This is a genomic window from Micromonospora olivasterospora (assembly GCF_007830265.1).
Lineage (GTDB): Bacteria > Actinomycetota > Actinomycetes > Mycobacteriales > Micromonosporaceae > Micromonospora > Micromonospora olivasterospora.
The window spans coordinates 4,250,913-4,266,420 of sequence record NZ_VLKE01000001.1 but is presented as its reverse complement, the minus strand read 5'-3'; the positions used below and the strand labels follow the sequence as shown (position 1 = coordinate 4,266,420).

The window sequence follows — 15,508 nt, the reverse complement described above, 5'->3', positions numbered from 1 at the left end:
GGGGCGGTCGGGTCCGGCGGTCACGGGGCGCCGCCGGGCAGCACCGCCCGCACGTACGGGGTGCGGGCGCGCAGGTCGGTCGCGGCGTCGGTGGTGACCCCGAACAGCGGCCCGGCGACGACGGTGAGCAGCACGCCCAGCGCGACCAGGGCCGTCGTGGCGCCGACCATCAGGGCCGGCAGCCGGAGCGGCGGCTCGGCGGTGGCGAGCTGGGGCGCCCGCCAGAACGCGACGTTCCACACCCGGGACGCGGCGTAGAGGGTCAACAGGCTGGTGGCCGTGCCGGCGGCGACCAGCGCCAGGGGCAGCGGGCCGCCGACGGCCACCCCGGCCTGGAGCAGGCCGAGCTTGCCGAGGAACCCGGAGAACGGCGGGATGCCCGCGAGGTTCATGGCCGGGACGAAGAACAGCACCGCGAGCAGCGGGGCCACCCGGGCCAGCCCGCCGAGCCGGCGCAGGTCGGTGCTGCCGGCCCGCGCCTCGACCAGCCCGGCGACCAGGAACAGGGTGGTCTGGACGGTGATGTGGTGGACCACGTAGAAGATCGCCCCGGCCAGCCCGGCGACGGTGCCGAGCGCCACCCCGAAGATCATGTACCCGATGTGGCTGACCAGCATGAACGAGAACAGCCGCTTCATGTCCGGCTGGGCGACCGCGCCGAGGATGCCGACCAGCATCGTCAGGCCGGCCACCACCATCAGCGGGCCGGAGACCTCGCCGCCGGGGAAGAGCAGGGTCTCGGTGCGGATGATCGCGTACACGCCGACCTTGGTGAGCAGGCCGGCGAAGACGGCGGTGACGGGGGCGGGCGCGGTCGGGTAGCTGTCCGGCAACCACGCCGACAGCGGGAACACCGCCGCCTTGATCCCGAACGCCAGCAGCAGCATCAGCTGGAGGCAGAGCCGTACGGCGTCGGGCAGCGCGTCGAGCCGGTGGGCGAGCTGGGCCATGTTGAGGGTGCCGGTGGCCGCGTAGACGAGGCCGACCCCGGCCAGGAAGATCATCGAGGACAGGATGCTCACCACCACGTACGTCGGGCCGGTCCGGATCCGCGTCTCCGTCCCGCCCAGCGTGATCAGCACGAAGCTCGCCGCCAGCAGGATCTCGAAGCCGACGAAGAGGTTGAACAGGTCGCCGGCCAGGAACGCGTTGGTGACGCCGGCCGTGAGCACGAGGTACGTCGGGTGGTAGATGGTCACCGGCGCGACCTCGCCGATCTCGCCCCGGCCCTGGCCGATCGAGTAGAGCAGCACGCACAGCGTGACGGCCGACGAGACCACCAGCATCAACGCGGCCAACTGGTCGGCCACCAGCACGATCCCCACCGGCGGGGGCCACCCGCCGATCCGCACCACGACCGGCCCGTGCCGGTACGCCTCGACGAGCAGCACCGCGGCGACCGTCAGCGTGGTGGTGAGCCCGACCACGCTGACCGTGCGCTGCACCCGCGGCCGGTTCGCGAGCAGGAGGGTGAACGCCGCCCCGAGCAGCGGCACCACCACGGGCAACGGCACCAGCGCCGCGTACCCGGTCACGCCGTGTCCCCGCGACGGCGTGGGCGGCGCGGGAACGGCTCGGGGTCCACCTGCTCCGGGTCGTCGCCCGGCCCTTCGCCGCCGAGGTCGGGGGCGGGCAGCTCGTTGCGGGCGGCCAACGCGGCGACCTTGCGGTCCTCCAGGTCGTCCTCCACCTCGTCGTTGCCCTCGAGGTACCAGCCGCGGTACGCGACGGCGAGCAGGAACGCGGTGAGCCCGAAGGTGATCACGATGGCGGTGAGCACCATCGCCTGCGGCAGCATGTCGCTCATCCGGTCGATCGGCGCCGTGCCGACCACGGGCGCCGCGCCGGGCCGGCCGCCGAGCAGGATCAGCAGGTTGACCCCGTTGCCGAGCAGGATGACCCCGAGCAGGATCCGGCTCAGGCTGCGTTCCAGCAGCAGGGTCACGCCGGTGCCGGCAAGCACCCCGACGGCGGCCACCAGCACCAGGCTGGGCCCGGTCATCGCGGCTCCCCCGCGTCCACGGCCAGCCCGCGCCCGCCGCCGCCGGCCGCCTCGATGTGCCGGTCGACCTCCGCGCCGAGACTGCGCAGGATGTCCAGCACGAGGCCGACCACGATCAGGTACACGCCGATGTCGAAGAAGAGGGCCGTCACCAGGTGGATCTCGCCCACGCCGGGCAGCGCGAAGTCGAGCCGCGCGCTCTCCAGCACCCACCGGCCGGCGAGCAGGGAGGCCACGCCGGTGCCCACCGACACGGCCAGGCCGGCGCCGAGCACCGTGCCGGCACCGACCGGGGCCGCCTCGGCCAGCTCGTACCGGCCGCCGGCGAGGTAGCGCACGGCCAGGGCGAGGCCGGCGACCAGGCCGCCGACGAAGCCGCCGCCGGGGGCGTTGTGGCCGGAGAAGAGCAGGAACAGGGAGAGCAGCACCACGGTGTGGAAGATCAGCCGGGTGACCACCTCGAAGACGATCGACCGGCGGCGGGCGTGCAGGGTGGGACCGCCGCGCAGCCACACCGGCCGCCCGGGCGGGGACGCCGGCCGACGGGGCGCGGCGGGCGTCGCGGGCGGGGGCCGGTGCGGGAACGCTGGAAGACGAGGCTGGCCACGCCGGTCGCGGTGGCCACCAGCACCGAGAGCTCCCCCATGGTGTCCCAGGCCCGGATGTCGACGAGGGTCACGTTGACCACGTTGCGGCCGTACGCCCGGATGACCGCCTGCTCCGGGAAGTCGCGCGAGATCGACGGCGCGGTCCGGGCACCGGCCGCCACCAGGCCGAGCCCGGCGAGCACCACGCCGACCGCGACGCCCACCGACCGGCGCACCCACCGGCTGCGGCGCAGGGGGCGGACGGAGAACCGCTCCGGCAGCCGGCGCAGCACCAGCACGAACACCGCGATGGTGGCCGTCTCCACCAGGAACTGGGTCAGCGCCAGGTCGGGCGCGCCGTACAGGACGAACATCATCGCGGTGCCGTAGCCGGTGACCCCGACCAGCAGCATCGCGGTGAGCCGGCGGCGGGCACCGACGGCGAGCAGCGCCGCCGCCGCGGTCACCAGCCCCACCACGAGCTGCAGCGGGGTGTCCCACAGGTGGACCGGCCGCCCCCAGGGGCCGGTGGCCAGCAGCGCCCCGCCGGGCACGAGCACCAGGACCAGCAGGATCGTGCCGAGGTACTGCGGCAGCGAGCCGCGCTGGGTGACGCTGGTGACGGCGATGGCGGCCCGGTCGAAACGGCGCGTCAGCCACTCGTACCCGCGGACGCCGCCCACCGGCGCGCGGACCCGGTGCAGCACCGGGGCGAGCGGGCCGCGCAGCGCGAACAGCGCCGCGCCGCCCGCGAGGGCCGCGGCGGAGAGGCCGAGGGCGAGGCTCGGCCCGTGCCACAGCGCGAGGTCCGCCCCGACCGGGCCGAAGAGCTCGGCGTACGGGCGCAGCAGGCGGCCGAGCGGGCCGGCGAGCACACCGGCGGCCAGCCCGCGACGGCGAGCAGGGCCGGCGGCGCGAGCAGGGCGGCGGGGGCGTGCCCCGGCTCGGTGGGCTCGACGTCCGGCCGGGTGGCGAACGCGCCCCAGGCGAAGCGGACGCTGTACGCGACGGTGAGCACGGTGCCGGCGACCAGCCCGGCGAGGAGCAGCGGCTGACCGGTGTACGCGGCGAGGATCGCCTCCTTGCCCACGAACCCGATCAGCGGCGGCACCCCCGCCATGGAGGCGGCGGCCAGGATCCCGGTCGCGGCCAGCAGCGGGGCGCGCCGCCCCAGGCCGGACAGCTCGCGCAGGTCGCGGGTGCCGGCGGTGTGGTCGACGGCCCCGACGACGAGGAACAGCGCGGACTTGAACAGCCCGTGGGCGAGCAGCATCGCCGTCCCGGCCAGCGCGGCGTCCGGGGTGCCCCAGGCGAGCGCCACCGTCAGCAGGCCGAGCTGGCTGGTCGTGCCGTACGCCAGCAGCAGCTTCAGGTCGGTCTGGCGCAGGGCGGCCCAGCCGCCGGCCAGCATGGTGAGCAGCCCGGCGGTGACCGCCACCGGCCGCCACGGGCCGACCGCGGCCAGCACGGGCGCGAGCAGCCCGATCAGGTACACGCCGGCCTTCACCATCGCCGCCGCGTGCAGGTACGCGCTGACCGGGCTGGGCGCGGCCATCGCCGCCGGCAGCCAGGAGCTGAACGGCAGCACCGCCGACTTGGCCAGCGCGCCGGCCAGCACGAGCAGGACGGCGGTGACCAGGTACCCGCCCCCGGGCAGGTCGGCCGAGGCGAGCGCCGACCAGCGATACTCCCCCGCGTGCCGGCCGAGCATCAGGAAACCGACGAGCATGGCCAGCCCGCCGAGCGTGGTCACGATCAGCGCCTGCCTCGCCGCCCACCGGCTGGACCGGCGCTCGGTGCTGTGCCCGATCAGCAGGTAGGAGAAGATCGTCGTCAGTTCCCAGAAGACGTAGAGCAGCAGCAGGTCGTCGGCGAGGACGAGGCCGAGCATCGCGCCGGCGAAGGCGACCAGCACCCCGGCGAACCGGGTCAGGCCCACCGAGCCGGGGGCGAAGTACCGGGCGCAGTAGACCAGCACCAGCGCGCCGACGCCGCCGACCAGCAGGATCAGCAGCCAGGACAGGGTGGTCAGCCGGAACGCCAGCGCCAGCCGCAGCTGCGGGATCCAGGAGTATGTCTCCGTCACCGCGCCGCCGCCGGCCACGGCGGGCGTACGGGCCAGGGCCCAGGCGAACGCGGCAGCAGGCGCGAGCGCCAGCGGGAGGAAGGCGCGGGGCCCCCACCACCGGACCAGCGGCGGCGCGACGAGCGCGGCCACGAGGTGGAGGATCAGCAGTACGAGCACCCGCGCTCCCGGTCGAGGTGGCAGCAGTGCGCGCCCCGGGGGAGCGCCTAGGAGCGATCAGACGCCAGTTTGCCACTACATGTGAGCGTTTGCCGGAATTCCCCCCGGCTCCCCTAGCCCCTCCCCCGCCTCGAGACCGCGGGGCGGGGCCGGGTCGCCCCCACCCCCCGCGGTCGATCAAGAGAGTTGCGTCAGGATCTCGCGGACGCGCCGACACAAACCTCTTGGTCACCGCCTCGCCGCGGGGGGGGGTGGGGTGGGGTGGGGTGGGGTGGGGTGGGGTTGGGTGGGCCGTGGTGGCGAGCCGGGTCGGTCAGCGCACCGGGATGTCGCCGGTCGGCAGCGCCTGGCGGTCGCGGCGGGTCTCCACCAGCAGGTCGGGGCGACCCAGCTGGAGCACCACCTTGTTGACCACGCGCTGGGCGGCGGCCAGGGACCGCACCGAGAGCAGCCGGCCCCGGCTCTCCCGACGCAGGACGAAGTAGTGCACCGCGGCGCGGACCTGACCACGATCGGCGGCGCTGGAGTGGGCGGTCTGCCGGACCAGTTCGCGCAGGCAGAAGGCGAGCCGCTCGGCGAGCTCCAACTCGGGACCCTGCAGGCCGGCGCGGAGCGCGGCGAGGTGACCATCGACCTTGCGGATGAGCACATCGGTGCCGGACCCACGGCCTCGCTCCTCGCCCATGGCCCCTCCTCCGCACCTCACACTGCGGGTGAAGTTACTTTATGTTGCTGTCCACAAGCAAGCTGTTAGATGAGACGTAACGGTTATAGCGCTCTTTACATCCTAGGTCCTCATCATTCGGACAGACCACCGGGGCGGCCGTACGCGCCAGTCGCCGACGCCGACGCCGACGGCCAGCGGCGGGCGCAGATTCACGGAAATGTTGCTGTTTCGGCGTGTCACATACGCTTTCAGTGAGTTTGTTCCTTGCTTGAGGCGGAGCCCACGGACCGGGGGCAGGCCGGGAGCTCTTGGCGGGTGGGTGTCGTAGGTGCGAGGCAGGATTGACGGATGGCGGAGGTGACGGGCGGGTTCGGCGCGGCGACGCGGGAGTGGTTCGGCGCGGCGTTCGCCGCACCCACCGCCGCCCAGGCCGGCGCCTGGCGGTCCGTGGCGGCCGGGCGGAACGCCCTGGTCGTCGCGCCCACGGGCTCCGGCAAGACGCTCGCCGCGTTCCTCTGGTCGCTGGACCGGCTCGCCCAGGCGCCGCCGCCGGCCGAGGCCCGCCAGCGGTGCCGGGTGCTCTACGTCAGCCCGCTCAAGGCCCTGGCCGTCGACGTCGAGCGCAACCTGCGCGCTCCCCTCGCGGGCATCCGGCAGGCCGCCACCCGGCTGGGCGTCGCGCCGCCGGACATCACGGTCGGCATGCGTACCGGGGACACTCCCGCCGACGAGCGGCGCGCCTTCGCGCGCACCCCGCCGGACATCCTCATCACCACGCCCGAGTCGCTGTTCCTGCTGCTCACGTCCGCCGCACGGGACTCGCTGCGCGGCGTGGAGACGGTGATCGTCGACGAGGTCCACGCGGTGGCCGGGACGAAGCGCGGGGCCCACCTGGCGCTCTCCCTGGAACGCCTCGACGAGCTGCTGCCCGCCCCCGCGCAGCGGATCGGCCTGTCCGCCACCGTCCGCCCCATCGACGCCTGCGCCCGGTTCCTCGGCGGGGCCCGCCCGGTCGACGTGGTCCAGCCCGCGACCCCGAAGACGATCGAGGTCAGCGTCCAGGTCCCGGTGGAGGACATGACCCGCCTCGACGAGCAGGAGCCGCCCGGGGACGACCTCGACGGCCCGCGCCGGGCCTCGATCTGGCCGGCGGTCGAGGAGCGGGTGTACTCGCTCGTCCGGGCGCACCGCTCGACCATCGTCTTCACCAACTCCCGGCGCAGCGCCGAGCGGCTCTGCGCCCGGCTCAACGAGCTGGCCGCCGAGGAGCTGACGGGGGCACCGGCCCCGGCCCCGCGCCGGCCGCCGGCCGAGCTGATGGCCCAGTCCGGCGCGGCGGCCGGCGCGGCGCCGGTGATCGCCCGCGCCCACCACGGCAGCGTGTCCCGCGAGGAGCGCCGGCACATCGAGGAGGCGCTGAAGTCGGGGCAGCTGCCCGCCGTGGTGGCCACCTCCAGCCTGGAGCTGGGCATCGACATGGGCGCGGTCGACCTGGTGGTGCAGATCGAGGCGCCGCCCAGCGTCGCCGCCGGCCTGCAACGGGTCGGGCGCGCCGGGCACCAGGTCGGCGCCGTCTCGCGGGGCGTGGTCTTCCCCAAGCACCGGGGCGACCTGCTCTCCTGCGCGGTCGTCGCCGAGCGGATGGCCGACGGCGCCATCGAGGAGCTGAGCTACCCGCGCAACCCGCTCGACGTCCTCGCCCAGCAGGTCGTCGCCATGGTCGCCCTGGAGCCGTGGCGGGTCGGCGACCTGGCCGCGGTGGTGCGCCGCGCCGCGCCGTTCGCCGAGCTGCCCGACTCCGCCCTGCACGCCGTGCTGGACATGCTCTCCGGCCGGTACCCGTCGACCGCGTTCGCCGAGCTGCGCCCCCGGCTGGTGTGGGACCGCGCCACCGACGTGCTGACCGGGCGTCCCGGCGCGCAACGGCTCGCGGTGACCAGCGGCGGCACCATCCCCGACCGGGGCCTGTTCGGCGTCTTCCTGGCCGGCGCGGAGCGGGCCGCCCGGGTCGGCGAGCTGGACGAGGAGATGGTCTACGAGTCCCGCGTCGGCGACGTCTTCCTGCTCGGCTCGTCGTCCTGGCGGATCGAGGACATCACCCCCGACCGGGTGCTGGTGTCGCCGGCCCCCGGCCAGGCCGCCCGGATGCCGTTCTGGAAGGGCGACCAGCCCGGCCGGCCGGTGGAGCTGGGCCGGGCCATCGGCGCGCGGGTGCGCGGCCTGCTCCGCCAGGGCGACGAGGCGGCGGTCGCCGCGCTGCGCTCCGGTGGGCTGGACGACTGGGCCGCCGGCAACCTGATGGCGTACCTGCGGGAGCAGCAGGCCGCGACCCGGTCCCTGCCGGACGACCGGACGGTGGTGGTGGAGCGGTTCCGCGACGAGCTGGGCGACTGGCGGCTCGCCGTGCACTCGGTGCTCGGCGCGCGGGTGAACGCCCCGTGGGCGCTGGCGATCGGCCGGCGGCTCGCCGAACGGTACGGCGTGGACGCCCAGGTGTTGCCCTCCGACGACGGCATCGTGGTGCGGCTGCCGGACACGGCCGAGGAGCCGCCCGGCGCCGATGTGATCGTCTTCGACCCCGACGAGGTCGCCCAGCTGGTCGAGGAGTCGGTCGGCACGTCCGCGCTGTTCGCCGCCCGGTTCCGGGAGTGCGCGGCCCGGTCCCTGCTGCTGCCCCGCCGCGACCCGCGCCGCCGCCAGCCGCTGTGGCAGCAGCGCCAGCGCGCCGCCCAACTGCTCGACGTCGCCCGCGAGTACGCCGACTTCCCGGTCACCCTGGAGGCCGCCCGGGAGTGCCTTCAGGACGTCTTCGACCAGCCCGCGCTGGCCGGCCTGATGCGCGACCTGGCCGCCCGGCGGGTGCGCCTGGTCGAGGTGGAGACCGACCGCCCGTCGCCGTTCGCCCGCTCGCTGCTGTTCGGGTACGTCGGCGCGTTCCTCTACGAGGGCGACGCCCCCCTCGCGGAGCGGCGGGCCGCCGCCCTGGCGCTGGACTCGGCGCTGCTCGGCGAGTTGCTCGGCCGGGTCGACCTGCGCGAGCTGCTCGACCCGGCGGTGCTCGCCGAGACCGAGCGGCAGCTGCGCTGGCTCACCGAGCGGCGCCGCCCCCGCGACGCCGAGGACGTGATCGAGCTGCTGCGCACGCTCGGCGACCTGTCGGAGGCCGAGCTGGCCGAGCGCGGCGCGCCGGTCGGCTGGCTCACCGAGCTGGCGGCCGCCCGGCGGGTGCTGCGGGTGCGCGTCGCCGGCGAGGAGCGCTGGGTCGTCGTCGAGGACGCCGCCCGGCTGCGCGACGCGCTCGGCGTGGCGCTGCCCGTCGGGGTGGCCGAGGCGTACCTGGCGCCGGTGGCCGACCCGCTCGGCGACCTGGTCGCCCGGTACGCCCGCACCCACGGCCCGTTCGCCGCCGTCTCCTGCGCCGCCCGGTTCGGGCTCGGGGTGGCCGTCGTCGAGCAGGCGCTGCGCCGGCTCGCCGCGACCGGGCGGGTGGTCTCCGGCGAGTTCGCGCCCGACACCGTCGGCACCCAGTGGTGCGACGCGGAGGTGCTGCGGCTGCTGCGCCGTCGTTCGCTGGCCGCGCTGCGGCGGGAGATCGAGCCGGTGCCGCCCCGGGCGCTGGCGACGTTCCTGCCCCGCTGGCAGCAGGTCGGCTCGTCGGCCCGGGGCGTGGAGGCGGTCGCCGCCGCCGTCGAGCAGTTGCAGGGCGCGGCCGTGCCGGCGTCCGCGCTGGAACGCCTGGTGCTGCCCGGCCGGGTCGCCGACTACTCCCCCGCCCAGCTCGACGAGCTGTGCGCCAGCGGCGAGGTGGTGTGGGCCGGCTCGGGGGCGCTCTCCGGCGGGGACGGCTGGGTCACCCTCGCGTACGCGGACGCCGCGCCGCTGCTCCTGCCGCCGCCGGACGACGTCCTCGCCCGCACCCCGCTGCACGAGGCGGTGCTCGACGCGCTCGCCGACGGGCAGGCGCTGTTCTTCCGCTCGCTGGCCGACCGGGTCGCCTCGACCGACGACGCCGCCCTCGCCGCCGCGATCTGGGACCTGGTCTGGGCCGGCCACCTCACCAACGACACCCTCGCCCCGCTGCGGGCGGCGCTCGGCGGTGGCGGGGCGCACCGGTCGCGGCCGTCCGCGCCGCGTACCCGCTACCGCCGTCCCGGCCGGGTCGCGCTGCCCAGCCGCGGCGGCCCGCCCACCGTGGCCGGCCGCTGGTCCCGGCTGCCGGAGCGGGACCTCGACCCGACCCGGCGGGCCGCCGCGCTCGCCGAGGTGCTGCTCGAACGGCACGGGGTGGTGACCCGGGGCGCGGTCGCGGCCGAGCAGGTGAGCGGCGGGTTTGCCGCCGTCTATCCGGTGCTCGCCGCACTGGAGGAGCGCGGCGCCGCCCGGCGCGGCTACTTCGTCGAGGGGCTGGGGGCGGCCCAGTTCGCGGTGCCCGGCGCGGTGGACCGCCTGCGCGCCCTCGCCGACCCGGCCGACGCCGGCCGGGGCCGGGGAGGGCCGACGGTGGTGCTCGCCGCCACCGACCCCGCCAACCCGTACGGCGGGGCGCTGCCCTGGCCGGAGCGGGTGGTCGACTCCGGCGACGGGGCGGCCCCGGCGACCGGGCACCGGGCCGGCCGCAAGGCGGGCGCCCTGGTGGTGCTGGCCGGCGGCGATCTGGTGCTCTACGTCGAGCGGGGCGGGCGGACGATCCTGTCGTTCTCCGCCGACCCGGATGCCCTCGCCTCGGCCGGCAAGGCGCTCGCCGACGCGGTGCACTCCGGCGCTCTCGGCGCGATGTCGGTCGAGCGGGCCGACGGGGAGGCGGTCGCGGCCTCCCCGCTGCGCGACGCGCTGACCGCCGCCGGGTTCCGGCCGACGCCCCGCGGCCTGCGCCTGCGCGGCTGACCTCGCGCGTCGCCCGCTCGCGTCGGCGTACGGGCCCTCCAGCCGGGCCACCTCGGCCAGATCGCGGCGGTCAGGGCGGGCAGGCGTTGAGCAACGCGGGTCGCGACCGGGGTGAGCCAGCACGCGGCGGGGGGTAGTGTCCGAGCCGACGGTCGATCGGCGAGCAGGCACAGTGAGCAGCAGTGATGATGACACTCACATACTGTCCAGACACAACCGCGGCGGACTGGCTCCTCCGGTCCGGCACACCGGCCACCCAGTTGACGACCTTCGGCCCGGCGAGCTTCGAGGCGTTCGGCAGGCTCCGTTTCATCCCTGATCCCGTCGCGCCCGGTCAGGACGAGGCGGACGCCGACATTCCCGCCGGGCATCCGTCGGACACCACCCAGGCACGTCGAGCGCTGCGCCTGCTCGCTCGGTTCACCTCCACCCCGCAGGACTGCTACTTCTGCGTGTGGGAGGGGTATTCGGATATCCCGCTGCCACCGAACGTGCGGCACGGCCCACTCGTCGAGATCCCGCACCGCCGGTATGCGCTGCTACGCGGCGCCCTGCACGACATCGACGCCTGGGAAGCCGACCTCGGTGGTGGTCAGCCGATCGCTCCGCCGGCCTTCGTCTGGCCGGCCGACCGCCGCTGGTGTTTCGTCAGCGACGTCGACCCGCACTGGGCCGGGATCGGCGCCGAACAGGCCGCCATCGACACGCTCATCGGTGATTTACAACTGGACGTCGTCCCGGCCCACCCGGCAGAAGAACAACCTCTGTACCGCTGAGCCGTGCAGCCCGACTCGCGATGCGGCGCCAGGGCGTCACCCGGATCGCCCGCTGCGGGATGCGCAGCGGCCGGCGGACGCCGTCCAGGTCGGGCGGGGGGTGAACGCACGTTGATGTGTTTGTACTGGTACGCCGACAGGTGGGCGGCGTCGGCCTCCAACGCGGGGTGCCCCTGGCCGCGTAGCGCGTCCAGCGCGTAGTTCAGGTAACGGCCGTGGAAGACGTGCCGGCCGACGCTGTGCCGGCCCTCCTGCAGGTGCGCATCCCCTTTGGGTTCCGCCAGTAGTCCGGGTCGTCGGCGAACGTCAGCACATGCAGGGTCTTGAAGATCCGGCCGTAGTGCGCGACCGCCTCCCCGAGGCCGGTAAGCCGTCCGTCATGCTGCAACACCCTGATCATGTCGTGCGCGGAGATCTTGCGGGTGTGCGCCGACGCGATCACCCGCAACACGTGCGGCCAGTGCCGGCGCTCTTGTCCAGGTCGACCCGGCCACCGCGCCGTCTTGTCCAGCACGCCGTAGTCGGTGCGGGCATCGACGCGCCACAGCCTCGTATTCGGTAGGTCCGCGAGCACCGGCCGGTAGTAGCCCAGACCACAACGTGAACCTTGCGCACCGTAGGTACGTGGAAATAGATGGGCAGAGAGGAATTCCCTTGGACGGATTACCTAGTAGGCCATAGATCGTGGCCGTTCCAGCATCGTTTTCTCAGCTTGCAGATGGCCGACGGATCTGCAGCTGATCGCGACCAGCCGGCCGAACAAGTCAATCGCGTTGTCGCGCCTGTCTCGGCCAAGACCGCGGGAGGGGGGTGGGTTCTAACACCTGTGGCGGTCCGCAAGGTTTGGGACCTGCTCGAGCAGGAGGACCCTGGTCGGCTGCGCTGAAGGTTTTCCGGAGTCGGCGCGCCTCAAGCACAACCCTCTCGATAGGAGCGTTGAGTGGCCCAGATTGATACCGACTATGCAGGACCCCGAACCTGGGCCGGATTGACACATCGGCCCACGACGTTCCGGCAGCTTGTGGAAGCGCATCTGGCGTCCATTCGCGCGCGGCTGGGGCAGCAGCACGATCTGCAGGTGCTGTTCGACGAGGTCTCCGGCGTTCTGGGCGACTGGGCGGATCGGCCGATCGGTGCCGGGGCACGGCAGACGTCCTTTGTGGGTAATGACGGCAGCCCGGTCGAGTTCTCCTTCACCTTCTCTCCCGATGGGGTCCGGACCCGGGTCCTGTTCGAGCCAGGTGGAGCTGCCGCGACGCGATCGGAGCTAGAGCGACATCTCGCGCTACTGGCCGCCCGGCTCGGCGACGGTACCCGGCGGCTGGAAGCGGTGGCCGATCTGTTCCTCGGACCGGCGGCTGATCCGTCACCGTTCCTGCTCCTGCATGCGCTGGAAGCCGGGCACGCGACCGCGCCGCCGTTGCACAAGGTCTATCTGAACCCGGCGGCATCGGGCCGGCCGCCCTTGGCGGTCGTGCGGGAGGCGATGGGAAGGCTGGGCCTCGGTCCCGCGTGGGAGCGGGTGGAGGAGCACCTCGGCGCAGACCGGCTGGGGTCACCAAGCTACGAGCCGGCACTGGTCGCGCTGGATCTGGTGGATCGGCCTGTCGCCCGAGTCAAGGTGTACCTGCGGCACAGCCAAGCAGGCATCGACGATATCGAGCTGGTTTCGCGCCTAGGGGCCGGCCATCGCGGTGGCCGGTACGCCGAGCTGCTGGGAACGCTCAATCCGGCGCCGCTGGCGCAGTGGGTCAAGGCGCCGATGACCTGTCTTGCCTTCGCCGCCGACGGCACGGCTCTGACCACGACGCTGTACTGCCCCCTCGACCCGAACCTACCGAACGACGCAGTGGCCGGGAAACGGGTTACCGAGCTGTTGACCCGACTGGGTATCGGTGTCGAGGCGTTCCGATCGGTCGCGGCCGCGGCCAGCGGTGCCTTGCCGGCGGCCAGCAACCGGCTGAGCTGGATCGGATTCAAGGAGATAGGTCGGCCGCTCGTCACCGTCTACGTCGGACTGGGTGGCACAGCCGAGGCCGAACCGCACCGGGCGGCGCCAGCCGGAGCGGACCAGGAGGCGCGGTGGACGGGCCCGTAGGGGAGATCTGTGTAACGGATGTCGATGAAAGTCCGTTACGGCCAGCAGGAGCTGGTCGGCACGGATGGGAGCAGGTTGGTGGCCGTCTCGCGGTGGAGCAGTACCACACCCGCCGGGATTGATGGTGGTCTAGGGTGCCCGGCATGGGTGCCACGGCGTGGATCTCGCTCACGACTGACTATGGGCTCACCGACGGGTTCGTGGCGGCCTGCCACGGGGTGATCGGGCGCATCGCGCCGGACGCCCGGGTGATCGACGTGACCCACCTGGTGCCGCCGGCCGACGTACGCCGGGGCGCGGCCGTGCTCGCCCAGGCCGTGCCGTACCTGCCGCCGGGCGTACACGTCGCGGTGGTGGACCCCGGCGTCGGCACCAGCCGGCGGGGGATCGCCGTGGCCGCGCCCGGCGGCGTGCTGGTCGGGCCGGACAACGGGTTGCTGCTGGACGCCGCCGCCGCGCTCGGCGGGATCACCGCCGCCGTCGAGCTGACCAACCCGGCCTGGCTGGCGCCGGAGGTGTCCCGCACCTTCCACGGCCGGGACGTGTTCGCCCCGGTCGCGGCGCGGCTCGCCCTCGGCGCGCCGCTGGCCGACGCCGGGCCGGCCGTCGACCCCGCCGCGCTGGTCCGGCTTCCCGAGCCCGTGGTACGGGCCACCGCCGACGGCTTCGCCGCCGAGGTGCTGACCGTCGACCACTTCGGCAACGTCCAGCTCGCGGCGTCCGGGAGCCTTCTGGCGGCGCTGCCGGCCCGGCTCGCGGTGGCCGGGCGGCCGGCGGCGCACGGGCGGACGTTCGGCGACGCGCCGCCCGGTGAGCTGGTCGTGTACGTCGACTCCGCCGGACTGGTCGCCGTGGCGGTGAACGGGGGCCGGGCGGCCGACGTGCTCGCGGTGGCCCCGGGTGACCTCGTGCCGGTCGCGCCGCTCGGCTGACCGCCGGGCCGGGACGATCGGCGCGGATCAGTGCCGGGCCGGACACGTGCCGCTCAATGGACTGTGGAATCCTTGGCCGGGTGGGTGATCAATGGGTTCCCTCGGCCTGCCCCTGTTGTCTCTCCCTGACCGGCGGCGGCACATGTCCGGTCTGCTTCTGGACGGACGACGGCCAGAGCGACGCCGACGCCGACGTGGTCCGGGGCGGCCCGAACGGCGATCTGAGCCTGTCCCACGCCCGGCTCAACTTCGCCGTCTACGGCGCCAGCCACCCCCGTTACCAGGACATGGTGCGCCCGCCGCGCCCCGAGGAGCGCCCCTGAGCGGGGCGGTCGCCCGCCCGACCCGGCCCGTCAGCCACCCACGGCGCCCTGGTCCGGCGGGACAATAGCGGGGTGCCCGAAGGCGACACCGTGTGGAACACCGCCCGCGTGCTGGAGCGCGCCCTCGGTGGGGCCCGGCTGACCGGCTCGGACTTCCGCGTGCCGCGGCTGGCCGCCACCGACCTGACGGGCTGGACGGTCCGGGAGTCGGCCAGCCGGGGCAAGCACCTGCTGCTCCGGCTGACCGCGCCGGCGCCCGTCGGCCCCGGTGGGGTCACCGACTGGACGCTGCACTCGCACCTGAGGATGGACGGCGCCTGGCGCGCGTACGCCCCGGGAGAGCGCTGGGCGGCCAGGCCGGCGCACCTGATCCGGGCGGTGCTGCGCACGGCCGGCGCGGTGGCCGTGGGCTATCACCTGCACGAGCTGGCCCTGGTGCCGACGGCCGAGGAGGACACCCTGGTCGGGCACCTCGGGCCGGACCTGCTCGGCGCGGACTGGGACCCGGCCGAGGCGGTCCGTCGGCTCGCCGCCCACCCGGAGACGCCGATCGGCGAGGCGCTGCTCGACCAGCGCAACCTGGCCGGGGTGGGCAACCTGTACAAGTGCGAGGTGCTCTTCCTGCGCGGGATCTCGCCGTGGACCCCGGTTGGCGCCGCGCCCGACCTGGCCGGCACGGTGGCCCTCGCGCAGCGGCTGCTGGCCGCCAACCGGGGGCGGTGGACCCAGAGCACCACGGGCTCGCTGCACCGGGGGCGGACCAGCTACGTGTACGGCCGGCGGGCGCAGCCGTGCCGCCGGTGCGGCACGGCGATCCGCAAGGAGGAGCTGGGCGAGCGGGTCACCTTCTGGTGCCCGGCCTGCCAGCCCGCCCCACCGTCCTGACCGCGCGCGTCCACGTACCCGGCCGCCCCGTCGACCGGCGGTCTGTCGGTCAGCGGACAGTGTGAAGCCCAGATTGGGACGATTGGGCAATTCCTAACCACCCGTCCGT

At 74.6% G+C, this 15,508-nt stretch carries 13 protein-coding genes; 6 read left to right on the top strand and 7 right to left on the bottom strand.

Translation table 11 applies throughout. The features are described from left to right. Positions 1-20: 20 nt before the first annotated feature. From JD77_RS19675 to JD77_RS19660, 6 genes are all read right to left on the bottom strand, one after another. Positions 21-1,535: a Na+/H+ antiporter subunit D gene (locus JD77_RS19675; RefSeq protein WP_145775643.1), complete on the bottom strand. Its 1,515-nt coding sequence runs from the start codon at positions 1,533-1,535 to the stop codon at positions 21-23. Continuing rightward, positions 1,532-2,002: a Na(+)/H(+) antiporter subunit C gene (locus JD77_RS19670; protein ID WP_145775642.1), complete on the bottom strand. Its 471-nt coding sequence runs from the start codon at positions 2,000-2,002 to the stop codon at positions 1,532-1,534. The genes JD77_RS19675 and JD77_RS19670 overlap by 4 nt, the downstream gene beginning before the upstream one ends. Next, on the bottom strand, positions 1,999-2,460 hold the full coding sequence (locus tag JD77_RS33795; RefSeq protein ID WP_246140766.1) for an MnhB domain-containing protein: 462 nt from the start codon (positions 2,458-2,460) through the stop codon (positions 1,999-2,001). The genes JD77_RS19670 and JD77_RS33795 overlap by 4 nt, the downstream gene beginning before the upstream one ends. Continuing rightward, on the bottom strand, positions 2,445-3,296 hold the full coding sequence (mbhE, locus tag JD77_RS33790) for a hydrogen gas-evolving membrane-bound hydrogenase subunit E (protein ID WP_246140765.1): 852 nt from the start codon (positions 3,294-3,296) through the stop codon (positions 2,445-2,447). The genes JD77_RS33795 and mbhE overlap by 16 nt, the downstream gene beginning before the upstream one ends. Continuing rightward, on the bottom strand, positions 3,242-4,834 hold the full coding sequence (locus JD77_RS33785; RefSeq protein ID WP_246140764.1) for a proton-conducting transporter transmembrane domain-containing protein: 1,593 nt from the start codon (positions 4,832-4,834) through the stop codon (positions 3,242-3,244). The genes mbhE and JD77_RS33785 overlap by 55 nt, the downstream gene beginning before the upstream one ends. A gap of 313 nt (positions 4,835-5,147) precedes the next feature. Next, positions 5,148-5,519 carry a hypothetical protein gene (locus JD77_RS19660; RefSeq protein WP_145775641.1) on the bottom strand — a complete coding sequence of 124 codons (372 nt, stop codon included), beginning with the start codon at positions 5,517-5,519 and terminating at the stop codon, positions 5,148-5,150. A 330-nt stretch (positions 5,520-5,849) separates the two neighbouring features. Between JD77_RS19660 and JD77_RS19655 the strand changes: the two genes are divergently transcribed. Next, positions 5,850-10,385 carry an ATP-dependent helicase gene (locus JD77_RS19655; RefSeq protein ID WP_145775640.1) on the top strand — a complete coding sequence of 1,512 codons (4,536 nt, stop codon included), beginning with the start codon at positions 5,850-5,852 and terminating at the stop codon, positions 10,383-10,385. A 260-nt stretch (positions 10,386-10,645) separates the two neighbouring features. Continuing rightward, entirely contained in the window at positions 10,646-11,161 is a 516-nt protein-coding gene (locus JD77_RS19650; protein ID WP_211372610.1) for a hypothetical protein, read from the top strand. A gap of 202 nt (positions 11,162-11,363) precedes the next feature. Here the strand turns inward: JD77_RS19650 and JD77_RS19645 are convergent, their stop codons facing one another. Continuing rightward, entirely contained in the window at positions 11,364-11,735 is a 372-nt protein-coding gene (locus JD77_RS19645; RefSeq protein ID WP_170286484.1) for a Tn3 family transposase, read from the bottom strand. Positions 11,736-12,101: 366 nt separating this feature from the next. Between JD77_RS19645 and JD77_RS19640 the strand changes: the two genes are divergently transcribed. The 4 genes from JD77_RS19640 to JD77_RS19625 all read left to right on the top strand — a co-directional run bounded on the left by JD77_RS19640 (position 12,102) and on the right by JD77_RS19625 (position 15,399). Further along, complete coding sequence (locus JD77_RS19640; RefSeq protein WP_145775638.1) at positions 12,102-13,259, top strand: tryptophan dimethylallyltransferase family protein; 1,158 nt, start codon at positions 12,102-12,104, stop codon at positions 13,257-13,259. Positions 13,260-13,402: 143 nt separating this feature from the next. Then, positions 13,403-14,191 (top strand): SAM hydrolase/SAM-dependent halogenase family protein, encoded by a 789-nt coding sequence (locus JD77_RS19635; protein ID WP_145775637.1) that lies wholly within the window; start codon positions 13,403-13,405, stop codon positions 14,189-14,191. An 80-nt stretch (positions 14,192-14,271) separates the two neighbouring features. After that, a complete protein-coding gene (locus JD77_RS19630) occupies positions 14,272-14,514 on the top strand; it encodes a CPCC family cysteine-rich protein (RefSeq protein ID WP_145775636.1) in 243 nt (80 codons plus the stop codon). 72 nt (positions 14,515-14,586) lie between these two features. Further along, positions 14,587-15,399 (top strand): DNA-formamidopyrimidine glycosylase family protein, encoded by an 813-nt coding sequence (locus JD77_RS19625; protein WP_145775635.1) that lies wholly within the window; start codon positions 14,587-14,589, stop codon positions 15,397-15,399. The last annotated feature ends 109 nt before the right edge of the window (positions 15,400-15,508 follow it).